The organism is Streptomyces sp. SCA2-17 (genome assembly GCF_044336695.1).
The window spans coordinates 1,082,061-1,106,074 of record NZ_CP117521.1; the positions used below are offsets into that span (position 1 = coordinate 1,082,061).

General features: G+C 74.0%; 20 protein-coding genes. 5 read left to right on the forward strand and 15 right to left on the reverse strand.

Annotated features, from left to right (window positions below):
- Positions 1–8 precede the first annotated feature (8 nt).
- The 4 genes from der to PS271_RS04805 form a co-directional block, all read right to left on the reverse strand.
- Positions 9–1,466 carry a ribosome biogenesis GTPase Der gene (gene der, locus PS271_RS04790; RefSeq protein ID WP_398380364.1) on the reverse strand — a complete coding sequence of 486 codons (1,458 nt, stop codon included), beginning with the start codon at positions 1,464–1,466 and terminating at the stop codon, positions 9–11.
- Positions 1,467–1,524: 58 nt separating this feature from the next.
- Entirely contained in the window at positions 1,525–2,112 is a 588-nt protein-coding gene (locus tag PS271_RS04795) for a lysophospholipid acyltransferase family protein (protein WP_398386674.1), read from the reverse strand.
- Between the two features lie 50 nt (positions 2,113–2,162).
- A complete protein-coding gene (cmk, locus tag PS271_RS04800; RefSeq protein ID WP_398380366.1) occupies positions 2,163–2,876 on the reverse strand; it encodes a (d)CMP kinase in 714 nt (237 codons plus the stop codon).
- A 113-nt stretch (positions 2,877–2,989) separates the two neighbouring features.
- Positions 2,990–4,075 (reverse strand): prephenate dehydrogenase, encoded by a 1,086-nt coding sequence (locus PS271_RS04805; RefSeq protein ID WP_398380368.1) that lies wholly within the window; start codon positions 4,073–4,075, stop codon positions 2,990–2,992.
- Between the two features lie 131 nt (positions 4,076–4,206).
- Between PS271_RS04805 and PS271_RS04810 the strand changes: the two genes are divergently transcribed.
- Both PS271_RS04810 and PS271_RS04815 read left to right on the forward strand, forming a co-directional pair.
- Positions 4,207–4,569 (forward strand): DUF952 domain-containing protein, encoded by a 363-nt coding sequence (locus PS271_RS04810; RefSeq protein ID WP_398380370.1) that lies wholly within the window; start codon positions 4,207–4,209, stop codon positions 4,567–4,569.
- Positions 4,566–5,267: a nucleotidyltransferase domain-containing protein gene (locus tag PS271_RS04815; protein WP_398380372.1), complete on the forward strand. Its 702-nt coding sequence runs from the start codon at positions 4,566–4,568 to the stop codon at positions 5,265–5,267. The genes PS271_RS04810 and PS271_RS04815 overlap by 4 nt, the downstream gene beginning before the upstream one ends.
- Before the next feature lie 115 nt (positions 5,268–5,382).
- Here the strand turns inward: PS271_RS04815 and PS271_RS04820 are convergent, their stop codons facing one another.
- The 9 genes from PS271_RS04820 to pyrG form a co-directional block, all read right to left on the reverse strand.
- Positions 5,383–6,651 (reverse strand): pseudouridine synthase, encoded by a 1,269-nt coding sequence (locus tag PS271_RS04820; protein ID WP_398380374.1) that lies wholly within the window; start codon positions 6,649–6,651, stop codon positions 5,383–5,385.
- On the reverse strand, positions 6,651–7,217 hold the full coding sequence (scpB, locus tag PS271_RS04825; RefSeq protein WP_398386676.1) for an SMC-Scp complex subunit ScpB: 567 nt from the start codon (positions 7,215–7,217) through the stop codon (positions 6,651–6,653). Before scpB ends, PS271_RS04820 begins: the two co-directional genes overlap by 1 nt.
- Before the next feature lie 98 nt (positions 7,218–7,315).
- Positions 7,316–8,353, reverse strand: a complete 1,038-nt coding sequence (locus tag PS271_RS04830) for a segregation and condensation protein A (RefSeq protein WP_398380376.1) — start codon at positions 8,351–8,353, stop codon at positions 7,316–7,318.
- 92 nt (positions 8,354–8,445) lie between these two features.
- Positions 8,446–9,003: a single stranded DNA-binding domain-containing protein gene (locus tag PS271_RS04835; protein ID WP_398380378.1), complete on the reverse strand. Its 558-nt coding sequence runs from the start codon at positions 9,001–9,003 to the stop codon at positions 8,446–8,448.
- Positions 8,988–10,115 carry a ParA family protein gene (locus PS271_RS04840; RefSeq protein WP_120757898.1) on the reverse strand — a complete coding sequence of 376 codons (1,128 nt, stop codon included), beginning with the start codon at positions 10,113–10,115 and terminating at the stop codon, positions 8,988–8,990. Before PS271_RS04840 ends, PS271_RS04835 begins: the two co-directional genes overlap by 16 nt.
- A gap of 343 nt (positions 10,116–10,458) precedes the next feature.
- Positions 10,459–11,574 (reverse strand): alanine dehydrogenase, encoded by a 1,116-nt coding sequence (gene ald, locus PS271_RS04845; protein ID WP_398386677.1) that lies wholly within the window; start codon positions 11,572–11,574, stop codon positions 10,459–10,461.
- A gap of 185 nt (positions 11,575–11,759) precedes the next feature.
- Positions 11,760–13,937, reverse strand: a complete 2,178-nt coding sequence (locus tag PS271_RS04850; protein WP_398380380.1) for a tetratricopeptide repeat protein — start codon at positions 13,935–13,937, stop codon at positions 11,760–11,762.
- A gap of 151 nt (positions 13,938–14,088) precedes the next feature.
- Positions 14,089–14,715 carry an NUDIX domain-containing protein gene (locus tag PS271_RS04855; protein ID WP_356289877.1) on the reverse strand — a complete coding sequence of 209 codons (627 nt, stop codon included), beginning with the start codon at positions 14,713–14,715 and terminating at the stop codon, positions 14,089–14,091.
- Positions 14,716–14,790: 75 nt separating this feature from the next.
- The gene (gene pyrG / locus PS271_RS04860; protein WP_398380382.1) at positions 14,791–16,440 is read right to left on the reverse strand and encodes a CTP synthase; all 1,650 of its coding nucleotides are present in this window, start codon (positions 16,438–16,440) and stop codon (positions 14,791–14,793) included.
- Positions 16,441–16,895: 455 nt separating this feature from the next.
- Here pyrG and PS271_RS04865 point away from each other — a divergent pair, with 455 nt between their 5' ends.
- Entirely contained in the window at positions 16,896–18,698 is a 1,803-nt protein-coding gene (locus PS271_RS04865; RefSeq protein ID WP_398380384.1) for a glycoside hydrolase family 15 protein, read from the forward strand.
- Between the two features lie 250 nt (positions 18,699–18,948).
- On the opposite strand, the gene PS271_RS04870 is transcribed toward PS271_RS04865, so the two are convergent.
- Positions 18,949–20,250: an MFS transporter gene (locus PS271_RS04870; protein ID WP_398380386.1), complete on the reverse strand. Its 1,302-nt coding sequence runs from the start codon at positions 20,248–20,250 to the stop codon at positions 18,949–18,951.
- A gap of 57 nt (positions 20,251–20,307) precedes the next feature.
- On the opposite strand from PS271_RS04870, the gene PS271_RS04875 reads away from it, so the two are divergent.
- Both PS271_RS04875 and PS271_RS04880 read left to right on the forward strand, forming a co-directional pair.
- A complete protein-coding gene (locus tag PS271_RS04875) occupies positions 20,308–21,918 on the forward strand; it encodes a PucR family transcriptional regulator (RefSeq protein WP_398380388.1) in 1,611 nt (536 codons plus the stop codon).
- A gap of 32 nt (positions 21,919–21,950) precedes the next feature.
- Positions 21,951–22,802 carry a pentapeptide repeat-containing protein gene (locus PS271_RS04880; RefSeq protein WP_398380390.1) on the forward strand — a complete coding sequence of 284 codons (852 nt, stop codon included), beginning with the start codon at positions 21,951–21,953 and terminating at the stop codon, positions 22,800–22,802.
- A gap of 6 nt (positions 22,803–22,808) precedes the next feature.
- Here the strand turns inward: PS271_RS04880 and PS271_RS04885 are convergent, their stop codons facing one another.
- Positions 22,809–23,921, reverse strand: coding sequence for a glycosyltransferase family 4 protein (locus PS271_RS04885; RefSeq protein WP_398380392.1), 1,113 nt, complete (start codon positions 23,919–23,921; stop codon positions 22,809–22,811).
- Between the last annotated feature and the right edge of the window lie 93 nt (positions 23,922–24,014).

Consider the following 24,014-nt stretch of genomic DNA (forward strand, 5'->3'; position numbering starts at 1 on the left):
AGCTCGCCCTACTTCTTCTTGCCGCGCTTCTCCCGCACCCGCACCGAGATGTGGATCGGCGTCCCCTCGAAGCCGAACTCCTCGCGCAGGCGACGCTCCACGAAGCGCCGGTAGCCCGCCTCGATGAAGCCGGAGGCGAAGAGGACGAACCGCGGCGGCTTCGTGCCCGCCTGCGTGCCGAAGAGGATGCGCGGCTGCTTGCCGCCCCGGATCGGGTGCGGGTGGGCCGCGACGAGCTCACCGAGGAAGGCGTTCAGCCGCCCGGTCGGCACGCGCGTCTCCCAGCCCTCGAGGGCCGTCTCGATCGCCGGGACGAGCTTCTCCATGTGCCGGCCGGTCTGCGCCGAGACGTTGACCCGCGGCGCCCACGCGATCTGCTGGAACTCCGTCTCGATCTCGCGCTCGAGGTAGTAGCGGCGCTCCTCGTCGAGGGTGTCCCACTTGTTGTACGCGATGACGATCGCGCGGCCGGCGTCGACGGCCATGGTGACGATGCGCTGGTCCTGGATCGAGATGCTCTCGCTCGCGTCGATCAGGATCACCGCGACCTCGGCCTTCTCGACCGCGGCGGCGGTGCGCAGGGAGGCGTAGTAGTCGGCGCCCTCCTGGAGGTGGACGCGCTTGCGGATGCCCGCGGTGTCCACGAACTTCCAGGTCACCCCGCCGAGCTCGATCAGCTCGTCGACCGGGTCACGGGTCGTGCCGGCCAGCTCGTTGACGACGACGCGCTCCTCGCCCGCCACCTTGTTGAGCAGGGAGGACTTGCCGACGTTCGGGCGGCCGATCAGGGCGATGCGGCGCGGGCCGCCGAGGGCGGTGCCGAAGAGCTGGGCCGGGGCCTCGGGCAGGGCCTTGAGGACCTCGTCCAGCATGTCGCCCGTGCCGCGGCCGTGCAGCGCGGAGACCGGCATCGGCTCGCCGAGGCCCAGCGACCACAGCATCGCGGCGTCGGCCTCGGCCGAGGGGCCGTCGACCTTGTTGGCGCACAGCACGACGGGCTTGCCGGCCCGGCGCAGCAGCTTGACGACGGCCTCGTCGGTGTCGGTGGCGCCGACGGTGGCGTCCACGACGAAGACGACCGCGTCGGCGGCCTCGATCGCGTACTCGGCCTGGGCGGCGACGGACGCGTCGAGCCCGAGGACGTCCTGCTCCCAGCCGCCGGTGTCGACGACCTTGAAGCGGCGGCCCGCCCACTCGGCCTCGTAGGTGACGCGGTCGCGGGTGACGCCCGGCTTGTCCTGGACGACGGCCTCGCGGCGGCCGATGATGCGGTTCACCAGCGTCGACTTGCCGACGTTGGGGCGGCCGACGACGGCGAGCACGGGCAGCGGGCCGTGGCCGGCCTCGCCGAGGGCGCCCTCGATCTCGTCGGCGTCGAAGCCCTCCTGCGCCGCGAGCTCCATGAACTCCGCGTACTCGGCGTCGCCAAGCTCACCGTGCTCGTCGCCGTGGATCTGGTCGTTCATGAAGTCCGTTCCTCGTTCGTATGGTCGGCGGACCCGCGGGTCCGCTACTAAGTCTCGTTCAGCGGCCGGTCAGCCGCTTGGCGTCCGCCAGGTGCGCGCCCAGCCGCTGCTGGATCCGGACGGTCGCCTCGTCCAGCGCCTTGCGCGTGCGCCGGCCGCTGCCGTCGCCCGCCTCGAAGGCGTCCCCGAAGACGACGTCGACCCGGCTGCGCAGCGGCGGCAGGCCCCGCACGAGGCGGCTCTTGCGCTCGGCGCTGCCGAGCACCGCCACGGGCACGATCGGCGCCCCGGAGCGCACCGCGAAGTAGGCGAGGCCGGAGCGCAGCGAGGCGAAGTCGCCCTCGCCCCGGGTGCCCTCGGGGAAGATCCCCAGGACCCCGCCGCCCTCCAGGACGCCCAGCGCCTCCGTGATCGCGGCGCGGTCGGCGCTCTCCCGGTCCACCTTCAGCTGGCCGATCCCTTCCAGGAACGGGCCGAGGGGGCCGGTGAACGCCTCCTTCTTGATCAGGAAGTGCACGGGCCGGGGCGCGGTGCCCATGAGCATCGGGCCGTCGACGTTGTGGGAGTGGTTCACGGCCATGATGACCGGCCCCGCGGCGGGCACCCGCCAGGCGCCCAGCACGCGCGGCTTCCACAGCCCGTACATCAGGCCTATGCCGATCCGCCGGCCGACGGCGGCACCCCCGGGGGACGCGGTCACGCCGACCGCCGCTCCTCAACCAGGGTCACCACGCACTCGATGACCTGGTCCAAGGTCAACTCCGTGGTGTCCACCTCGACCGCGTCGCCCGCCTTGGCCAGCGGCGAGGTCTTGCGGCCGGAGTCGGCGGCGTCCCGCTTGACCAGCGCGGCCTGGGTGGCGGCCAGGTCAGTGGCCTCCTTGCCCTTCAGCTCGCCGCTGCGGCGGGCGGCGCGGGCCTCGGCGGACGCCGTCAGGAAGATCTTGAGGTCGGCGTCGGGCAGCACCGTGGTGCCGATGTCGCGGCCCTCGACGACGATGCCGGCCGGAGCCTCGGCGGCGATCGCCCGCTGGAGCTCGGTCAGGCGGGTGCGGATCTCCGGGACGGCGCTGACGGCGCTGACCGCGGAGGTGACCTCCTGGGTACGGATCGGGCCCGCGGCGTCGGCGCCGTCGACCGTGATGGTCGGGGCGGACGGGTCGGTGCCGGAGACGATCTCGGGCTTGCCCGCGGCGTCCGCGACCGCGGCGGCGTCGTTCACGTCGATGCCGTTGCTCAGCATCCACCAGGTGATCGCGCGGTACTGCGCGCCGGTGTCCAGGTAGCGAAGGCCGAGCTTGGCCGCGACGGCCTTGGACGTGCTGGACTTGCCCGTGCCGGAGGGGCCGTCGATGCCGACGATGACTGCTGCCGGAGCGGTCCGGGCGGCGGTTTCCACGGTGTCTGACACCTTCCTTGTGCACGGGGTGGGGTACGGGCGGCTCATATCAGCCTCCGACAAGGTTACTGGCTCGCGGGAGCGGCCCGGGCCGCACGGAGCACTGGCCCGAGCCGCACGGAGCGCTACTGCCGCAGCGACCAGCCCTGGTCGCGGAGCGCGGCGCTCAAAGAAGTGACCGCGCCCGGTTCGACCATGAGCTGGATCAGGCCCGCCTGCTGGCCCGTCGCGTGCTCGATGCGGACGTCCTCGATGTTCACGCCGGCCCGGCCCGCGTCGGCGAAGATCCGGGCGAGCTCGCCCGGCTGGTCGCCGATGAGGACGGTGACCGTCTCGTACGCGGCCGGAGCCGCCCCGTGCTTGCCCGGCACCCGGCTGCGGCCCGCGTTCCCGCGCCGCAGGACGTCCTCCAGGCCGGCCGCGCCCTCCTCGCGCTTGCCGTCGTCGGCGGCCTCCAGCGCGCGCAGGGACCGTACCGTCTCGTCCAGGTCGGCGGCGACGGCGGCGAGGACGTCGGCGACGGGGCCCGGGTTGGCGGAGAGGATCTCGACCCACAGCCGCGGGTCGGACGCGGCGATCCGGGTCACGTCCCGGATGCCCTGGCCGCACAGCCGTACGGCCGTCTCGTCGGCGTCCCGCAAGCGGGCGGCGACCATGCTGGAGAGCAGGTGCGGGGTGTGCGAGACGAGGGCCACGGCCCGGTCGTGGTCGTCGGCGTCCATGACCACGGGCACCGCCCGGCACAGGGCGACGACCTCGAGGGCGAGGTTGAGGACCTCGGTGTCGGTGTCGCGGGTCGGCGTGAGCACCCAGGGGCGGCCCTCGAAGAGGTCGGCCGTGGCGGCCATGGGGCCGGAGCGCTCGCGGCCGGCCATCGGGTGCGTGCCGAGGTAGCCGGAGAGGTCGGCGCCGAGCGCCTCCAGCTCGCGGCGCGGGCCGCCCTTGACGCTCGCGACGTCGACGTAGCCGCGGCCGAGGCCGTCCCGGATCGCCGCGGCGAGGGTGGCCGCGACGTGCGCCGGCGGCACGGAGACGATCACCAGGTCGACCGGGCCCTCGGGGGCCTGGTCCGTCCCGGCGCCCCGGGCCGCGGCCGTCCGCGCCGCGTCCGGGTCGTGGTCCCTGAGGTGGACGTGGACCCCGCGGCCCGCGAGGGCGAGCGCGGCGGAGGTGCCGATCAGTCCGGTGCCGATGACGAGGGCGGTTCTCACGGGGAGTCCTTGTGAGGTGCGTGGAGCGTGACGGAGAGCGGGCCCGGCCAGCCTATCCAGCCGCTCCGCCGGCCGGGCGGGGCGGGCGCCGAAGCGGGACTGCCGGGCCCGCGTCCGGTAGAACCGTGCACATGATCTACCACGTGGTGCCCCTGGACGACTGGCTGGCCGTGCCCGACCGCCCGTACTCCCCCGCCTCCCTCTCCGAGGAAGGCTTCGTCCACTGCTCGCCCGACGAGGAGACGACGCTCGCCGTGGCCACGGCCTTCTACAAGGACGTGCGCGGCCCGCTGATGGTCCTCCTGATCGACGAGCACAAGCTGGACGTCCTGGTCCGCTGGGAGGCCGCCGACCCGGCCCCGCCGCCGGGCGTCGCCCCCGGCACGCTCTTCCCGCACGTCTTCGGCCGCATCAACCGCGACGCGGTCGAGGGCATGATGGAGATCCAGCGCGACGAGGACGGCCGGGCGACGGGCCTGGCGGTGTGGTCGTGACGCTCGTGACGCCGGCCGGACCGGTCGAGCTCGTGACCGAGCACACCGTCTACGCGTGCGTGATGGGCTCGCGGGCCTTCGGGCTGGCCACGGAGGCCAGCGATACGGACCGGCGCGGCGTGTACGTGGCGCCCACGCCGCTGTTCTGGGGCTTCGACAAGCCGCCGCCGCACGTGGAGGGCCCCGCGGAGGAGCAGTTCTCCTGGGAGCTGGAGCGCTTCTGCGAGCTGGCGCTGCGGGGCAACCCGAACATCCTGGAGTGCCTGCACTCCCCTCTCGTCGAGCACGCCGACGCCACCGGGCGCGAGTTGCTGGCCCTGCGGGAGGCGTTCCTCTCCCGCAGGGTGCACCAGACGTACGCGGGCTACGCGGCGGACCAGCGCAAGAAGTTCATGGCGGACGTCCGGGCGCACGGGGCGCCGCGGCGGTGGAAGCCCGTCATGCACGCGCTGCGGCTGCTGATGTGCGGCCGCGACCTGCTGCGCACGGGCTCCCTCGTGCTCGACGTCGGCGAACTCCGCGAGCCGCTGCTCGCCGTGCGGCGGGGCGAGCTGCCATGGGCCGAGGCGGAGGCGTGGCTGAACCGCCTCACCGAGGAGGCCGGGGAGGCGGCCCGCACGACCCCCCTCCCCGAGGAGCCGGACCGGGCACGGGTCGAAGACTTCCTGATACGCGTCCGCCGCGCTTCGGCGGGCTAGGCGGACAGCCGTGCGCACCCCGCACTCCGCCGCCGCGGCGATCAGCCGCGGCGGCAGGAGGGACGTAGCCGGGCCGCACCACCGGGCCCCGATGGGGCCGGAACCCCCGACCGGCTTAGAGGTCGACCTCGCGCATCAGCATGCCGACCTCCGTGTTCGTCAGGCGGCGGAGCCAGCCCGACTTCTGGTCGCCGAGGGGGATCGGGCCGAACGACGTGCGGACCAGCTTTTCGACGGGGAAGCCCGCCTCGGCCAGCATGCGCCGCACGATGTGCTTGCGGCCCTCGTGGAGGGTGACCTCGACCAGGTAGTTCTTACCGGTCTGCTGGATGACGCGGAAGTTGTCCGCGCGGGCGTACCCGTCCTCCAGCTCGATGCCGTTCTTGAGCTGCTTGCCGATGTCCCGCGGCAGCGGCCCCGTGATCGCGGCGAGGTACGTCTTCTGCACGCCGTACCGCGGGTGCGTCAGCCGGTGGGCCAGCTCGCCGTGGTTGGTGAGCAGGATGATGCCCTCGGTCTCCGTGTCGAGACGGCCGACGTGGAAGAGCCGGGTCTCGCGGTTGGTGACGTAGTCGCCGAGGCACTGGCGGCCGTCGGGGTCCTCCATGGTGGAGACGACGCCGGCCGGCTTGTTGAGGGCGAAGAAGAGGTAGGACTGGGTGGCGACGGTCAGGCCGTCGACCTTGATCTCGTCCTTCTCGGGGTCGACCCGCAGGCCCTGCTCGGTGACGATCTGGCCGTTGACCTCGACGCGGGCCTGCTCGATGAGCTCCTCGCAGGCGCGGCGCGAGCCCATGCCGGCCCGGGCCAGCACCTTCTGGAGGCGCTCGCCCTCCTGCTCGGCGCCGGGGAAGGTCTTGGGCGTCTTCACCTGCGGCTTGTTGTGCCGCTCCCGGTTGCGCTCCTCGATCTTGGCGTCGAGCTCGCGCGGGCGGGCGGGGGCGTAGCCGTGGCCGCGGGCGGGCCCGCTGCTGCGGCCGCCGGCGCCGGCCGTGGAGCTGCGCTTGGGGCCGCCCTTGGCACCGCCGCGGGCCGCCGCGCCGCGGCCGCTGGTGGGACCGCTCTGACGGCCGCTGGTGGCGCCGCCGCGGGTGCGCTCGGCGTCGGGGCCCACGTCGTAGCGGCGCTCCTCGGGACGCGGACGGCGCGGACGCTCCTGCTGCCGGTCGTCCCGGCGGTCGTCGCGGCGATCGTCACGCCGGTCCTCGGAGCGGCCACCGCCGGAGCGACCGCCGCCCTCGGGCCGCCCTCCCGACCAGCTGCCGCCCGCACGCCCGCCGCCGGAACGGCCGCCGCCCGCGCGCCCGCCCCCGGACGCCGGACGTCCTCGCCCGCCCCGGTCGTCCCGGTTGCCGCTTCCGCTGTTCCTGCCGCTGCTTCGCATCAAAGTTCCGTCTTGTCGTCCGCTTCGGTGTCCGGTGCGTCCGGATCGAACGACGGCACACCTTCCTGAGTGTCGCCCTCGATCGCCTCCGCCTCGGGGAGGAAGGGCGCGAGCTCCGGGAGCTCGTCCAGGCCGCGCAGGCCCATGCGCTCCAGAAAGTAGTTCGTCGTCCTGTACAGGATCGCACCTGTTTCGGGTTCCGTCCCCGCCTCCTCCACCAGACCTCTCTGGAGGAGGGTGCGCATGACCCCGTCACAGTTCACGCCGCGCACCGCCGAGACCTTCGAACGGCTCACCGGCTGACGGTACGCGACGACGGCCAGCGTCTCCAGGGCGGCCTGGGTGAGCCGTGCCTGCTGGCCGTCCAGGACGAAGGCCTCGACGGCGTCGGCGTAGGCCGGGCGGGTGAAGAAGCGCCAGCCCCCGGCGACCTGCCGCAGCTCGAAGCCGCGCCCCTGGGCGTCGTACTCCCCGGCCAGCCCGGCGAGGGCGTCGGCGATCTCGCGGCGGGGGCGCTGGAGGACCTTGGCGAGGTGCTCCTCGGTAGCCGGCTCGTCGACGACCATGAGGACGGCCTCCAGCGCGGGCCGCAGGTCGAGCCGGGCCACGGCGGAGTCCCCCGCGAGGCCCTCGTCGACCGTTTCCGCCACTGCTTCCGCTTCGCTCACTGGGCCTTCTCCTCCGGCTCGGTCTCCGGCGCGCGGTCGAACTCGTCGGTCACCAGCGGGCGCGCCCCGTCCTCGCCGGTCCAGCACACCGTCAGCTCCCCGAGGGCCTCGTCCTGGTCCAGGGCGACCGCGCGCTCGCGGTAGAGCTCCAGCAGGGCCAGGAAGCGGGCGACGACGGTCAGGGTGTCGGGGGCGTCGCCGGTCAGCTCCCCGAAGGTCGCCCGGCCGGCGCCGCGCAGCCGGGCCACGACGACCTCGGCCTGCTCGCGGACGCTGACGAGCGGCGCGTGGATGTGGTCGACGTACACCTGCGGCACCGGCTTGGGCCGCATGGCCTTGACGGCCAGCTCGGCCAGGCGCGCGGGCCCGATGCCGAGGACGACCTCGGGCAGCAGCTCGGCGTGGTGCGGCTCCAGGCCGACCGTGCGGGGGAAGCGGCGGGCCTCGTCGTCCAGCCGGGCGCTGAAGATCTCCGCGACCCGCTTGTAGGCCCGGTACTGGAGCAGCCGGGCGAACAGCAGGTCGCGGGCCTCCAGGAGGGCGAGGTCGGCCTCGTCCTCGACCTCGGCGGCCGGCAGCAGCCGGGCGCACTTGAGGTCGAGGAGGGTGGCGGCGACGACGAGGAACTCGGTGGTCTGGTCGAGGTCGAAGGCGGGGCCCATGGCGCGGATGTGTGCCATGAACTCGTCGGTGACCTTGGAGAGGGCGACCTCGGTGACGTCCAGCTTGTGCTTGGCGATCAGCTGGAGGAGGAGGTCGAAGGGCCCTTCGAAGTTGTCGAGCCGGACGGTGAACGAGTCGCCTCCGGCGGGGGTCTCCGGCGCGGCGGCACCCGGCCCGGGCGCCGGCTCCGCAGCCGGCGCTCCGGCCCCGGAGGGCTCCGCCGCAGCGGTGTCCGCCGCGGGAACCGACGGCCCACGGGCCTCGCTCACGGCGGCCCCGGCCTCGCCGCCGGCAGGCGGCTGCGGATGCGGCCGGCCGCCCGGGCCACGGCCGAGGGGACGGCGGGCCGGAGAGGAGGCGGCTGCGGGCATCGGTGATCCAGGGTGGGGGCGGAACGGGCCGTACGACGGCGCGCGGGGCGCGGTCACGGCAGAGGCTAGCGAGGCTAGCGCAGCGGAACCCCTCAGCGGCCGCGCAGGCGCCGTACGAGGATGCTCGCGTCGCCCCGCGACTCCAGGTCGGCGAGGACGACCGCGACGGCCTCCCGCACGATCCTGCCGCGGTCGACCGCGAGGCCGTGCTCGCCGCGCAGCACCAGCCGGGCGTGCTCGAGGTCCATGAGCTCCTCGGCGGAGACATAGACGGTGATCTTCTCGTCGTGGCGCTCGCGGCCGCTGGGCCGGCGCCCCGCCCCGCGCCCGCGGCGGCGGCCCTGCGCGGGCGGGGCGGCCTCGCCCTGGCCCGCGGCCCGGCCGGCGCCCGCGGGGCGCTCCTGCGCGCCCGCGGGGCGGCGCTCGGGGGCGTTCTCCCGCTCGGCCGCGGCCGTGCCGCGGCCGCTGTGCTCGGTGCCCGCGCCGGCGGCGCCGCCCTCGGACGGCGCGTCGGAGTCACCGGCGGGGCCGGGGACCCGCGGGCCGCCCTCCGCGTTCGCCTGCCGGCGGGGGGAGGAGGACTGGAGCCCGGACCCCCCGGTCGTACGGAACAGCTCGTCGGCGCCGGGCAGACTCACTCGGCGTGACACCGGGCGAGCACCTCCCTGGCGAGCTGTCGGTAGGCGGCGGCGCCCACGGAGTTGGACGCGTACGTGGTGATCGGCTCGCCCGCGACCGTGGTCTCGGGGAAGCGGACCGTCCGGCCGATGACGGTGTGGTAGACGTGGTCGTCGAAGGCCTCGACCACCCGTGCGAGGACCTCGCGGCTGTGCACGGTCCGCGAGTCGTACATGGTGGCGAGGATGCCGTCGAGCTCCAGGTCGGGGTTGAGCCGCTCCTGGACCTTCTCGATCGTCTCGGTGAGCAGCGCCACACCGCGCAGCGCGAAGAACTCGCACTCCAGGGGGACGATCACCTTGTGAGCGGCCGTCAGGGCGTTGACGGTGAGCAGGCCGAGCGAGGGCTGGCAGTCGATGACGATGTAGTCGTAGTCGGCGAGCAGCGGCTTGAGGGCGCGCTGGAGCGTCGACTCGCGGGCCACCTCGCTGACGAGCTGGACCTCGGCCGCTGACAAATCGATATTGCTGGGCAGCAGGTCCATGTTGGGCACGGCCGTCTTGAGGAGGACCTCGTCGGCCGACATGCCCCGCTCCATGAGGAGGTTGTAGACCGTCAGGTCCAGCTCCATCGGGTTGACGCCGAGGCCGACGGAGAGCGCGCCCTGCGGGTCGAAGTCGACGAGCAGCACCCGGCGTCCGTACTCGGCCAGGGCGGCACCCAGGTTGATGGTCGAGGTGGTCTTGCCGACCCCGCCCTTCTGGTTGCACATCGCGATGATCTTCGCGGGGCCGTGGTCGGTCAGCGGTCCGGGGATGGGGAAGTACGGCAGGGGACGCCCGGTCGGGCCGATGCGCTCGCGGCGCTGCCGGGCAGCGTCGGGCGCGAGGGTGGCCGCGTACTCGGGGTCGGGCTCGTACTCCGCGTCAGGGTCGTAGAAGTGCCCGTCGGGCACGTCCTCGTAGTCGGCGAGCCGCGCGGGATCGACCCCGCCGCGGTCGCCGGCCATGGCGTTCACGTGATGGCCGTCCATGCTCTGGTGGGCTGTCGGTGTGCTCTGGATGTTCTGGTGTGCCGCGAAGGTGTGGACAGCGACGGAGCCGACAGCTTCGAGTCCCCTGGGACTCTGGCCCTGCGCAGACATTCCTGGGTGACCACCCCCGGGAGCAAATGTCGACTCATTCACAAGTCGTCCTACCTCCTTGGTGACCAGGAAACATCTAGATAGGTCAGCGTTGCACCATGCCGACGGTTGGCGACTCTATGGCGTGTCGGCGGTTCGCAGCAACACAATCCGCCGGAGACGGCACGATGTGTCGGCAATCGAACAGGGTTCTGTCAAGGCCCTGCGGACCCCGACCCGGAAGTTTCGCGGGTGGGTGACCAGGCGTCGAAACCAGTCGCAAACTGGGTGGAAACGACCCCGGCCGGGCCTTGCTGAACAAGGCCCGGCCGGGGGTGCGCTCTTGGCGTGTCGTGTTGACGACTCAGCCGAGCAGGGTGCTCAGTTCGACGAACGGCAGGCCGTGCGCCTCGGCGACGGGGCCGTAAACGACCTGTCCCTCGTGGGTGTTGAGGCCCTTGGCGAGGGCGGCGTCCCGGCTGAGCGCCTCCTGCCAGCCGCGGTTGGCCAGCTCCACGATGTAGGGCAGCGTGGCGTTGGTCAGCGCGTAGGTGGAGGTGTTCGGCACCGCGCCCGGCATGTTGGCGACGCAGTAGAAGACCGAGTTGTGGACCTGGAAGGTCGGCTCGGCGTGGGTGGTCGGACGGGAGTCCTCGAAGCAGCCGCCCTGGTCGATCGCAATGTCGACAAGTACACTTCCGGGCTTCATCTTGGCGACGAGCTCGTTGGTGACCAGCTTCGGGGCCTTGGCGCCCGGGATGAGGACGGCGCCGATGACGAGGTCGGCCTCGACGACGGCCTTCTCCAGCTCGAAGGCGTTGGAGACGATGGTCTGCACCTTGGTGCCGAAGACCTTGTCCGCCTCGCGGAGCTTGTTGATGTCCTTGTCGAGCAGGGTGACGTGGAAGCCCATGCCGACGGCGATCTGCGCGGCGTTCCAGCCGGAGACGCCGCCGCCGATGACGACGGCCTTGCCCGCGTGGGTGCCCGGGACGCCGCCCGGCAGCACGCCGCGGCCGCCGGCCGAGCGCATCAGGTGGTAGGCGCCGACCTGCGGGGCCAGCCGGCCCGCGACCTCGGACATGGGGGCGAGCAGCGGCAGCGCGCGGTTCGCGAGCTCGACCGTCTCGTACGCGATCGCCGTGGTGCCCGACTGCAGCAGGGCGTCGGTGCACTCGCGGGAGGCGGCGAGGTGCAGGTACGTGAAGAGGGTCTGGCCCTTGCGCAGGCGGTGGTACTCCTCCGCGATGGGCTCCTTGACCTTCAGCAGCAGGTCGGCGGTGGCCCAGACCTCGTCGGCCGTGTCCAGGATCGCGGCACCGGCCGAGACGTACTCGGCGTCGGTGATGGACGAGCCGGCACCAGCGTTCTTCTCGACGAAGACCTGGTGGCCGTTGCGGACGAGCTCATGCACGCCGGCAGGCGTGATGGCAACGCGGAACTCGTTGTTCTTGACCTCGCGGGGGATGCCGACCTTCACGTCGATCACGGTCCTTGAATCAGAGAAATACAGGCTATTCCGGAAATGCGGGGGCACACCAGAGCAGACCGCGGCAACCGCGGCCCAACCAGTCTAATGAAGGATCCTGCGCTGTCTAGCCTTGCAAAGGGCCAATCTTTTGGAAAAGCACTACCGGTTTCGCAGGTAACCCCTCGGGGATGCGGTCAGTCCGGCGGTGCCGTCCTGGTACCGGGCAGCTCGCCCTCGGCCGGCGAGGGGAGCGGCACTATGGCGCCGCCCGGCTGCGCGGCGGAGGCCGCGGGCCCGGCGGGGCCGGAGGCGGCGCCCGCCAGCAGCTCCCCGGCGGCGGACCGGTGCCCGGCCGCGGCCGCGGGGTCGCCGAGCCGCTCCAGGGTGTCCGCCAGGCGCAGCAGCATCGCCGCCCGCAGCCGGTCGTCGCCCGCCTGCCGCGCGCACTCCACCGCCTCCCGGCAGGTCCGCACGGCGTCCTGGGGCCGGCCCGCGTGCTCGTGCACCCGGGCGATCTCGCCGAGGGCCCGGGCGTGCCCGGGCAGGTCCCGCAGCCGGCGGCATGCGGAGGCCGCTGCCCGCCAGTCGCGGAGGGCCTCGTTCCACTGCCCGGCGTAGCTGCGTACGGCGCCCAGCCGGCCGTACAGCCGCGCCTCGTCGGCGAGCTCGCCGCGCGTCAGGCGCAGCTCCAGGGCGCGCCCGTACCAGTCGACGGCCCGCTGCCAGTCGCCGAGCTCGTGGTACGAGGCGGCGATCGACTCCAGGGAGCGGCTGATCGCGTACGGGTCGCCCGCGCGGCGGGCCGCGTCCAGCGCCTCGCGGTAGCGGCCGAGGGCGGCGGAGGTCCGGCCGGCGCGGGCGTCCAGGTCGCCGATGTTGAGCAGGGCGGCGGCCTTCTCCAGGGGCATCTCGCAGCGCCGGGCGACGTCCAGGACGAGCTGGTGGAGGCCGTAGAGCTCGGGGCCCGCCTCCTCGGCGCCGAAGTGCGCGGTCAGGGCGCGGGTCAGCGCGGACACCAGGCGGCGGGCCAGGGTGTCCAGGCGGCCGTCCTGCACGGCCAGCCGGGCGGCCGCCAGGAGCGCCGGGAGCCGGCAGGTCAGCCACTCCCCCGCCGCCTGCGGCGAGGCGAACCGCAGCGGCCGGGGCAGTTCGGCGAGGCGCTTGCGGGTCAGCGGGTCGTCGGTGCGGGTGGCGGCCCGGCACGAGTGCAGCTGGCGGACGGTGCGCTCCAGCATCCGCGCCCGCGCGAGCTCGACCTCGGCCGGCCGCTCCTCGGTCCGCATCAGCTCCCGCAGCATGTCCAGGAGGCAGCCCGGGACGAGGTACTGCGGCGGCAGCGAGCCCACGGCGGGCTCGGCGCGCAGCAGGCCGCGGGCCTCGAAGTCCTCCAGGGAGGTCTGCGCGGCGGACACCGAGCAGCCGGCGAGCGCGGAGGCCGTGTGGGCGTCGGCCCGGCCGGCCGGGGCCAGCGCGAGCAGCCGCAGGACGCGGGCGGAGGACGCCGGCAGGGCCTCGTAGGCGAGCCGGAAGGCGCGGGCGAGCGGGCGGCCCGCGATGTCGTGGCCGTCGCCGGGCGGCAGCTCCCGCAGCCGGGTGACCGCGTCGACCACGGACAGCTTGGACATGGCCGCGAGCCAGCCGCCGACCAGGACTAGCGCCGCGGGCTGGCCGCCGCACTCCTCCACCACGGCGTTCGCGGCGGCCGGGTCGACCATGATGCGGGTGGGGCCCGCGTAGCGCTCCAGGAGCTCGACGCCGGAGGCCGAGTCCAGGCCGCCCAGGGTGCAGGGCCGCACGTCGGGCACGCCGGTCAGCGGGCCGCGCGAGACGGCCACGATCAGGCACTCGGACTTGTCCGGCAGCAGCGGGTCCACCTGCTCGGCGCCCGCCGCGTCGTCGAGGAGCAGCAGTGCGCGGCGGCCTTTGAGGGCGGCGCGCACCGCCTGCGTCAGCTCGTCCTCCTCGGCCCCCGCGGGGACGGGCGCCCCGAGCGCGCCGAGCAGGGCGCGGGCCGTCCGCTCGGTGGGGACGGGGGCGCCGCCGGCCTCGGTGAGCCGGGCGCGCAGCACGCCGTCGGGATACTGGCCGGCGAGCTGCCCGGCGAGCTCCTCGGCCAGGGCGGTGCGGCCGGAGCCGGGCCGCCCGGCGATGAGGAGGACCCGGCCGCGCGGGCTCTTGCGGCCGGCGAGGGTGTCGAGGCCGGCGCGCACGATGTCGGCGCGCAGCTCCTCCAGCTCCCGGCGGCGGCCGACGAAACCGGGCAGCACGGGGACCGCCGTACGGGCCGGGCCGCCGGCCGCCGGGACGGACAGCCGCCGCCCCGGCGGCACCGCCGCCATCCCGTCGCCGGTCTCCACCGCCTGCTCCGCCACGGGGCACACTCCGTCCACCTGCCACGCACGAGCCCGCCGCGGCCGCGGTCGGGCACGCGATGAGCCTAGTTCACGCCCCGGCACGACCCGGTGAATCCCCACCGGCCCCGCAGAAGATCACCTATTCGGTTCTGATGATGGTCGGACAGCCCTACGCCTCGAAGGGCCTCGCGGGCCACTCCGCGTCCGCCGGCCGCAGGGCGTCGAGGCCGTCGCCGGCCAGGGCCGCGGCGAGCGAGAGGGCGCCGACGACCAGGCAGTTGTTGTGCAGCTCGCCCGCGAGGACGCCCCGCACCAGCTCCGCCAGCGGCACCCGGTCGAGCTCCATGTCGAGCTCCTCGTGCTCCACCTCGAAGCGCTCGCCCTCGACGTCGGAGATGTCCCGGGCCAGGAAGATCCGCACGGCCTCGTCGCAGCCGCCGGGCGTGGTGTAGACGTCGGTCAGCACCCGCCAGTCCTCGGCCTTGACGTGGGCCTCCTCGTACAGCTCGCGCTGCGCGGCGTGGAGCGGGTTCTCGCCGGGCACGTCGAGCAGGCCGGCGGGGATCTCCCACAGCCGCTGCCGGACGGGGTGGCGGTACTGGCTGAGGACCAGCACGCGGCCCTCGTCGTCCAGGGCGAGGACGGCGACGGAGCCCGGGTGCACCTGGTAGTCGCGCTTGACGACCGTTCCGTCGGGCATGACCACCTCGTCCGTGCGGACGCTGGTCTTGTTGCCGGTGAACGGGGTCTCGCTGGCGATGACCCGCCACTCGGCGGCGGTGTCCTTGATGCCCATGTGCGTCCTCCAGAAATACGGAAACCGGGGTGAGGGCCTCCGTGCGGAAACCTTCACCCCGGTCAACCGTATAGGTCAGCCCTGCTGACGCTCGACGGCCGCCTTCACCAGGCCCGCGAAGAGCGGGTGCGGGCGGGTCGGGCGGGAGCGCAGCTCCGGGTGGGCCTGGGTGGCCACCAGGTAGGGGTGCACGTCGCGCGGGTACTCCACGTACTCCACGAGCTTGTTGTCCGGGGAGGTGCCCGAGAAGAGCAGGCCGGCCTTCTCCAGCTCGGCGCGGTAGGAGTTGTTCACCTCGTAGCGGTGGCGGTGGCGCTCCTCCACGTACTGCTCGTTGCCGTAGACCTCGCGGACGATGGAGCCCTCGGCGAGCTTGGCCGGGTACATGCCGAGCCGCATGGTGCCGCCCATGTCGCCCTCGCCGGCGACGATGTCGAGCTGCTCGGCCATGGTGGAGATGACCGGGTTGGCGGTGGCCGGGTCGAACTCGGTGGAGTTGGCGCCCTCGATGCCCGCCAGGTTGCGGGCGGCCTCGATGACCACGCACTGCAGGCCCAGGCACAGGCCCAGCAGCGGCACCTTGTTCTCGCGGGCGTAGGTGATCGCGCCGACCTTGCCGTTCACGCCGCGGTCGCCGAAGCCGCCGGGGACGCAGATGGCGTCGACGTCACCGAGCGCGGCGGCGGCGCCGGCCGGGGTCTTGCAGTCGTCGGAGGCGACCCACTTGACCTTGACCTTGGCGCGGTTGGCGAAGCCGCCGGCGCGGATGGCCTCGGTGACCGACAGGTAGGCGTCGGGCAGGTCGATGTACTTGCCGACCAGGGCGACCGTGACCTCGTGCGAGGGGTTGTGGACGCGGTCCAGCAGGTCCTCCCACTGGGTCCAGTTCACGTCGCGGAACGGCAGGTCGAGCTTGCGGACGACGTAGGCGTCCAGGCCCTCGGTGTGCAGGACCTTCGGGATGTCGTAGATCGACGGGGCGTCGATCGCGGCGACGACCGCGGCCTCGTCGACGTCGCACATCAGGGAGATCTTGCGCTTGATGGCGGTGGGGACCTCGCGGTCGGCGCGCAGCACGATCGCGTCGGGCTGGATGCCGATGTTGCGCAGGGCGGCGACCGAGTGCTGGGTGGGCTTGGTCTTCAGCTCGCCCGAGGGGCCGATGTAGGGCAGCAGCGAGATGTGCACGACGAAGACGTTGTCGCGGCCGACCTCGTGGCGGACCTGGCGGACGGTCTCCAGGAACGGCAGCGACTCGATGTCGCCGACCGTGCCGCCGACCTCGGTGATGACGACGTCGACGTCGTCGGTGGCCATGCGGCGGATGCGGTGCTTGATCTCGTTGGTGATGTGCGGGATGACCTGCACGGTGTCGCCCAGGTACTCGCCGCGCCGCTCCTTGGCGATCACGGAGGAGTAGACCTGGCCGGTGGTGACGTTCGCCGAGCCGTCGAGGTCGACGTCCAGGAAGCGCTCGTAGTGGCCGATGTCCAGGTCGGTCTCGGCGCCGTCGTTGGTGACGAACACCTCACCGTGCTGGAACGGGTTCATCGTGCCCGGGTCTACGTTGAGGTAGGGGTCGAGCTTCTGCATCGTGACCCGCAGTCCCCGCGCCTTGAGCAGCGCGCCCAGGCTGGAGGCCGTCAGTCCCTTGCCGAGCGAGGAGGCGACACCCCCCGTGACGAAGAGGTGCTTGGTCGTCGTGGGCTTAGCGGCAATGGCCAAAGGGGGGCTCCCGTGGTCGCGAGTGGAGGGTGCGTACCGGCGCCGACCCGGGGTTTTCGGGGGTGCCGTCGCTGCGGTTGGGGGGTCTTGCGCCCACCGGTCCACGGGGTACCAGGGTATCAGCGCCCCGGGCCGGCCGCTTCCGCCGACGCGTCCGGGCCCCTTGCGCGACCGTGCGCGGCGGCTTCGTCACAGGCCACCCATTCGGCTCAGATTCGTCCTCCAACCGTCGCGCGTCGCACCAACTCCGCGTCGTATCCTGCTCGGACACATGCAGCGAGCCGGCCGGCACGGCATCATCCCGCCCTCCCCCAGCCACCTCCCCCGGCCACCGCCGGGGGTACCGGTTCATCCGCAGGGAGACGCACCTTCCGGAACAGAGCTCGTCTAAAGATCGCTTGACCGCAAGAGGGACCCCCACGGGGTCATGTGGCGCCGTTCGACTGGAGATGACCGTGGCCGGGCGTATCGAGGATTACGCACTCATCGGCGATATGCAGACCGCCGCCCTTGTCTGCCGGGACGGTACGGCCGACTGGCTGTGCCTGCCCCGTTTCGATTCCCATGCCGCGTTCGCCGGTCTGCTCGGCACGGAGGAACACGGCTTCTGGCGGGTCGGGCCCGCGCACCCCTCGGGGGCGGCTCCACCGGCCGCCGACCGCCGCCGGTACCGGGGGGACTCCCTCGTGCTCGAATCCGAGTGGGACACCCCGCGGGGCACCGTGCGCGTCATCGACTTCATGCCGCCGCGCCAGGGCGCGCCCCAGCTGATCCGCATCGTGGAAGGGGTCAGCGGCCGGGTGCCGATGCGCTCGGCGCTGCGGATGCGCTTCTCCTACGGCCGGGTCGTGCCCTGGGTGCACAAGGTCGGCGACCGCTCGGTGGCCGTGGCCGGCCCGGACTCGGTGTGGCTCGACACCTCCGCCGACACCTTCGGCAAGGACCTCACCACCTACTCCGACTTCACCGTCTCCCCCGGCGAGCGCGTCGCCTTCACCATCAGCTGGCAGCCCTCGCACTGCGAGCCGCCCGCCCTGCCGGACCCGGAGGGCTCGCTGACGGCCACGGAGGAGTTCTGGCGGGAGTGGGTCGAGCACTGCACGTACCACGGGCCCTACCGGGACGCCGTGATCCGCTCCCTGATCACGCTCAAGGCCCTGACGTACGCCCCCACCGGCGGCATCGTGGCCGCCCCGACGACCTCCCTGCCGGAGGAGATCGGCGGCGTCCGCAACTGGGACTACCGCTACACCTGGCTGCGCGACGCGGCGATCACCCTCTCCTCGCTGCTGCGCACCGGCTACCGCGAGGAGGCCCGCGCCTGGCGCGAGTGGCTGCTGCGGGCCGTCGCGGGCGACCCCGAGAACCTCCAGATCATGTACGGCATCGCGGGCGAGCGCGAGCTCGGCGAGGCCGAGCTGCCGTGGCTGCCCGGCTACGAGAACTCCACGCCCGTGCGCGTCGGCAACGGCGCCGCCGACCAGCTCCAGCTCGACGTCTACGGCGAGGTCACCGAGGCCCTGCACCTGGCCCACATGACGGGCCTCGCCCGCAACGACTACGCGTCGGTCCTCCAGCTGCGCCTCATCGGCTACCTGGAAGACCACTGGAACGAGCCCGACGAGGGCATCTGGGAGGTGCGCGGCCCGCGCCGCCACTTCGTGCACTCCAAGGTGATGGCCTGGGTCGCCGTCGACCGCACCATCAAGCTCATCGAGTCCGGCGACGTGGACGGGCCCCTGGAGCGGTGGCGCGAGCTGCGCGACGACATCCACCGGGACGTGTGCGAGAAGGGCTACGACAAGGAGCGCAACACCTTCACCCAGTCCTACGGGTCGAAGGAGCTGGACGCCTCCCTGCTGCTCATCCCGCAGATGGGCTTCCTGCCGCCCGACGACAAGCGCGTCATCGGCACGATCGAGGCCATCCAGCGCGAGCTGTCCACGCCCGACGGCTTCGTGCTCCGCTACCCCACGGCGGGCGAGGAGGCCGGCGTCGACGGCCTGGCGGGCGACGAGGGCGCGTTCCTGGCCTGCTCCTTCTGGCTCGCGGACGACCTGGCGATGATCGGCCGGGTCGACGAGGCGCGGCAGCTGTTCGAAAAGCTGCTGGGGCTGCGGAACGACCTGGGGCTGCTGGCGGAGGAATGGGACCCGCGGCTCCAGCGCCAGGTGGGGAACTTCCCGCAGGCCTTCAGCCACGTGCCGCTGATCGACACGGCACTGCGGCTTACGGCCTCCAGCGCGTTCGGGGGGTAGCGGTACGTACGGGTTGCGGTGGGTGACCATTCCGCCGGACCCGCGGGGTGGGGGTTCCTCGCCGCGGCGGCGGGATCAGATTTCGCTGCGCCGCAGCGGGCCGGTTCTTCGGCCGCGGCGGCGGCTTTGTCCCGCCCGAGCCGGCCGGGCTGAAAGGGGCTCCGGCCCCTTTCTTTCCGCTTCTTTCCGCCGCAGCGGCGAACAGCCACGACGCGTCTGACCGGCGGTGCCGAGCCGAGCCCGGCTCCGGCTAACGACGCCGCAAGGCGAAATACAGCGCGCACGCGCTGACCGGGACGACCAGGACGGCCGCGGCCGCGTTGAGCCCTCCGTAGCCGGAGAAGGCGACGAACGCGCCGGAGAGCGCACCCCCCGCCGCGCCGACGAGGTTCATCAGCGTGTCCGAGGCGCCCTGCACCTCGGACCGGTGTTCCGCGTCCACCGATTCGCTCAGCAGTGTCGAACCGGCGACGGTCGCGCACGACCACGCGACGCCCAGCAGGAACAGCCCGGCCGCGATCGCCCACTGCCGGCTGCCCGCCGTGCCCGCGAGCAGCGTCGCCACCACGAAGATCACCTGCCCGGCCAGGATCACCGGCACCCGTCCGGCCCGGTCCGCGGCCTTGCCCACCAGGGGCGAGAGCGCGTACATGCCTGCGATGTGCAGGCTGATGGTGAAGCCGACGACGCTGAGCGAGGCGCCGTGGTGGGCGAGGTGCACAGGCGTCATCGTCATCACCGACACCATCACGGCATGCCCGAGGACGAGCGCGGTCAGCCCCGTCAGCGCGGAGGGTGATGCGGCCACGTGCCGCAGGGCGCCGCTCATTCGGGTAAGGAAGCGGCCCTGCCGCGCGGGCGCCGCGGCCGCGTCCAGGCGGGCCGCCAGGAGCAGCGGGTCGGGGCGCAGCCGGGCGCGGATCACGGCCGCGCCGGCGAGGAACGCCGCGCAGGAGAAGACGAAGGTGCCCGACGCCTCGGGCAGCCCGAGGGCGCGGGCGACGGCGGCTCCGGGCCCGGTGAGGTTGGGGCCGAGGACGGCGCCGACCGTCGCCGACCAGACGACGAGGGAGAGCGCGCGGGCCCGGCCGTCCTTCTCGGCGAGGTCAGTGGCGGCGTAGCGCGACTGGAGGTTGGCGGCGGTGCCGGCGCCGAGGAGGAGCAGGCCGAGGAGGGCGAGCGGGGCCCATCCGAGCGCGGCGCCGGCGAGCACGGTCAGCGCGCCCGCGGAGGCGATCAGCCAGCCCGCGCCGAGGCCGGCGCGGCGGCCGCGGGCCCGGGAGAGGGCGGCGAGGGGGACGGACAGCAGCGCGGCGCCGAGGGTGACGAGGGTGGTGGCGAAGCCGGCGGCGGCCTCGGAGCCGGTGAGGTGCTCGATGAGCAGCCCGCCGGAGGAGATCACCGCGCCCATGCCGATGCCGATGACGACCTGGGCGGCCATGAGGACGTTGACCGTACGGCGCTGGACGGCGGCGCGGTCGGGCAGGGCGGAGTCCTGGTCCCGGGATATGCCGGAGGGTATGGACTCGTGGCTGTCGGGGGCTGCGGTCATGCGGGACAGGGTAGGGGCGGCGGTGGCGAAGGGGGTCCTCACGTGCAGAATCCGGTCATGGAAGCGCGCGCCCAGCAGGGCATCACCGTGGCCCGGGCCCTCGAACTGCCCGCGCTGCGCAAGGGTCTGCCCGAAGTGCTCGCCGCGGGCGACCGGCTGGACCGTGCCGTCCGGTGGGTGCACGCGGGCGAGGCCCCGAACATCGCCGCCCTGCTGAAGGGCGGCGAGCTGCTGCTGACGACGGGCCTGGGGCTGGGCAGCCGCCCCGCCGAGCAGCGCGGTTTCGTGCGCGGGCTCGCCGCGCGGGGCATCGCGGCGCTGGTGGTGGAGCTGGGCGCGCGGTTCGCGACACTGCCGGCCGCGGTGGTGGACACGGCGCGCTCGTGCGGGCTGCCGCTGGTGCAGCTGCACCGGGAGGTGCCGTTCGTGGCGGTGACGGAGGAGATCCACACCGAGCTCGTCAACGAGCACTACGCCGTGCTGCAACGCGCGGAGGAGGTGTACCGGCGCTGCACGGAGGTGCTGCTGAGCGGCGGCGGGGTGCCGGAGGTGCTGCGGCTGTTCGCGGGCTTCGCGGGCAATCCGGTGTTCCTGGAGACGCCGGACGGGCGGCTGCTGTACGCGGCGGGTCCGGAGGGCGCGGCGGGCGGTACGGATCCGCTGCACGTGTGGGAGCGGCTGCGGTCGTCGGCGGGCCGGCCCGCCGGGGCCGTGGTCACGGACGTCCCGGGGAACGGGCCGGGGCCGGGTGCCGTGCGGGCCCGGCTGGCCGTCCTGCCGGTGGACGCGCCGCTGGCGCCCGTGCACCGGATCGCGGCGGAGCGTACGGCGGGGCTGCTGGCGGTGGTCCTGCTCCAGGCCCGGCAGGAGGAGGAGCTGGCGGCGCGCGGCCGCGGCGACTTCCTGGCCGATCTGGCCGAAGGCCGGGTGCCGGCGGCCGAGGCACCGGCGCAGGCGCGGGTCCTGGGCTTCCGGCCGGGCTCCGGTCCGCTGCTGCCGCTGGTGATGCGGCCGGCCACGGACCTGGCGCCGGCGGAGGGCCGGGCGGCGCTGGCCTGCGCGGTGCAGGAGGAGCTGGCCGGGGCGGGGGTGCCCGTGCTGCTGGGCGTCCGGCTGCCGGAGGGCCGGGTTCCGCTGCTGGTGGGGCTGCGGGACGCGGCGGAGCGGGCGGCGGTGGCCGACCGGGTGGCGGCGGCGCTTCGGGCGGGGACGGAGCGGGCGGGGTTCCCGGCGCCCGTCGTGGTGGCGGGGGCGCCCGCGACGTGGGAGACGGCGGGTGCGGAGCTGCGGCACGCGGCCGAGGCGGCGACGGCGGCCCAGGGGCTGCCGGACCGGCCCTGGCACGACGTGCGGGGGCTCGACGTCGACGTGCTGCTGTGGCGGCTGCGCTCCCAGGGCGACCTGGCGGCGTTCGTCGACCGGGTGCTGGGCCCGCTGATCGCGCACGACGCCGCGGCGCGGCCGGCGCTGCTGCCCACGCTCGCCGCGTACCTCGCGCACGCGGGCCGCAAGGCGGAGACCGCGCGTGAGCTCCACCTCAACCGCCAGACGCTCTACGACCGGCTGGCCCGGATCGGGCGGCTGCTGGGCAGGGACCTGGAGGACCCGGAGACGGTGCTGTCACTGGGTCTGGCGCTGCGTGCCCGACGGCACACGGAATGGATTTGACCTGCGCAGACGCACCGGGCTCTACTCGTTTGGTGACCGGGATAGAGAAGAACGAGGCGGCGGCCGCCGGCGTCGCCACCACGGACCGCGAAGACCTGCGGGCGGACTGCGGCAGCTGCTTCGCGCTGTGCTGCGTCGCGCTGCCGTTCGTGGCGTCGGCGGACTTCGCCGCGAGCAAGGACGCCGGGAAGCCGTGCGGCAACCTCCAGCAGGACTTCCGCTGCGGCATCCACACCGGGCTGCGCAAGAAGGGCTACTCGGGCTGCACGGTCTACGACTGCCAGGGCGCGGGACAGAAGGTCTCCCAGGTCACCTTCGGCGGGCGGGACTGGCGGCAGGACCCGGGGACGGCCCGGCAGATGTTCGCCGTCTACCCCGTCATGCGGCAGCTGCACGAGCTGCTCTGGTACCTGGCCGAGGCCCTCGCCCTCCCGGCCGCCCGGCAGCTGCACGCCGAGGTCCGCCGCGTGCACGACGCCGTCGAGCGCCTCACCCACGAGAGCCCCGAGGCGATCCTCGAGGTGAACGTGGCGGTGCGCCGGCAGGAGGTCGGCGAGCTGCTCCAGCGCACCAGCGAGCTCGTCCGGGCGCAGGTCCCGGGCAAGAAGAAGAACCGGCGCGGGGCCGACCTCATGGGGGCCCGGCTGCGCGGCGCGAACCTCCGGGGCGCCCAGCTGCGCGGGGCGTACCTGATCGCCGCCGACCTCGGCGGCGCGGACCTGCGGACGGCCGACCTCCTCGGGGCCGATCTGCGCGACGCGGACCTGAGCGGCGCCGACCTCACCGGAAGCATCTTCCTCACCCAGGCGCAGCTCAACGCGGCGCGGGGCGATGCGCGGACGAAGCTGCCGGCGGGGCTGAGCCGGCCGGGGCACTGGGCGTAGGAGCCCCTAGCGGCTCGACAGCAGCTCGTCGTAGACGCTGAGGACGTGCGCGACGGTGTCGTCCTCCGTGGGCCAGGTGGCCGCCTGGGCACGCCCGGCCGCGGTGAGCTCGGCGCGGCGAGCGGGGTCGGCCAGCAGGCACGTCACCGCACCGGCGAGCGCGGCCGGATCCCCGTACGGGACGAGGACGGCCGCGGAGCCGACGAGGTCCGGGACGCCGCCGACCGCCGTCGCGACCAGCGGGACGCCCGCGTGCAGCGCCTCCTGGGCGAGCAGGGAGCGGGCTTCCCACCGGCTCGGCAGGATCGCCACGTCGGCCGTGGCGAGCAGCGCGGGCACGTCGTCGCGGCGGCCGATCAGGCGGACCGGGAGGCCCTCGTCCTCGATGCGGCGCTGCAACAGCGGGCGTTCGGGCCCCTCGCCCGCGACGAGCAGCAGCGGCTCGGGGTCCAGCTCGCGCCACGCGCGGGCCGCGTCCAGCAGCGGGCCGTGCCCCTGGCCGGGCTCCAGGCGGCCGGCGGTGACCAGCAACGGGCGGGCCACCGCGCCCAGTTCGGCGCGGGTCTTGTCCTTCGGCTCGTCGTCGTCCGAGGGCGGGCGCGGGGCGGGCACGGCCGCGGGGGCCAGCCGGGCGTCCCGCGCGCCGCGCGACCGGGCCCGGTCGACCAGCTCCGACGTCACCCCGAGGACGACGGCCGCGGCACGGGCCGCGCGCCGCTCCATCAGCCGTACGAAGCGGCCGCGGGCGCCTTCCGCGGGCCGCGTGGTGTGCCACGTGACCACCAGGGGGGTGCTGCGGCCGCGCAGCGCGAGGGCCGCGAGGACGGCGGAGCGCAGGCCGTGCGCGTGCACGACGTCGGCCCCGGCACCTGCCGCCCTGATGCCGGCCACGGCCAGGGCGTCCGGCCGGGACCACAGCGGGGCGAAGGCCGCGCCCGCGGCCGTGAACCCGTACGCCTCGCCCGTCGGCTGCGGGGCGCACACCGTGACGCGCACGCCGCGCGCCACCAGGCCGGCCGCCAGCGACCGCACGTGCGCACCGCTGCCGGCTCCCCCGCTGCCCAGCACTTGCACCACGTGCAGGGGCGGCCGCCCTTGGGGTGCGGGTGTACTGCTCACGCGGTGAGGGCTCCTGATTCGGCGTCGGCATCGTCGGTGGGCGTACGGCGCATTGCTGCCGCCCAGGATGCCAGCGCCCGCCGACATCACGGG

Excerpts from the sequence above, each read along its gene's own strand:
- der (WP_398380364.1), bottom strand. The coding sequence starts at position 1,466 with ATGAACGACCAGATCCACGGCGACGAGCACGGTGAGCTTGGCGACGCC.
- PS271_RS04795 (WP_398386674.1), bottom strand. The coding sequence starts at position 2,112 with ATGTACGGGCTGTGGAAGCCGCGCGTGCTGGGCGCCTGGCGGGTGCCC.
- PS271_RS04810 (WP_398380370.1), top strand. The coding sequence starts at position 4,207 with ATGATCTACCACGTGGTGCCCCTGGACGACTGGCTGGCCGTGCCCGAC.
- PS271_RS04820 (WP_398380374.1), bottom strand. The coding sequence starts at position 6,651 with ATGCGAAGCAGCGGCAGGAACAGCGGAAGCGGCAACCGGGACGACCGG.
- scpB (WP_398386676.1), bottom strand. The coding sequence starts at position 7,217 with ATGGTCGTCGACGAGCCGGCTACCGAGGAGCACCTCGCCAAGGTCCTC.
- PS271_RS04830 (WP_398380376.1), bottom strand. The coding sequence starts at position 8,353 with ATGCCCGCAGCCGCCTCCTCTCCGGCCCGCCGTCCCCTCGGCCGTGGC.
- PS271_RS04840 (WP_120757898.1), bottom strand. The coding sequence starts at position 10,115 with ATGTCTGCGCAGGGCCAGAGTCCCAGGGGACTCGAAGCTGTCGGCTCC.
- PS271_RS04855 (WP_356289877.1), bottom strand. The coding sequence starts at position 14,715 with ATGGGCATCAAGGACACCGCCGCCGAGTGGCGGGTCATCGCCAGCGAG.
- PS271_RS04870 (WP_398380386.1), bottom strand. The coding sequence starts at position 20,250 with ATGACCGCAGCCCCCGACAGCCACGAGTCCATACCCTCCGGCATATCC.
- PS271_RS04875 (WP_398380388.1), top strand. The coding sequence starts at position 20,308 with ATGGAAGCGCGCGCCCAGCAGGGCATCACCGTGGCCCGGGCCCTCGAA.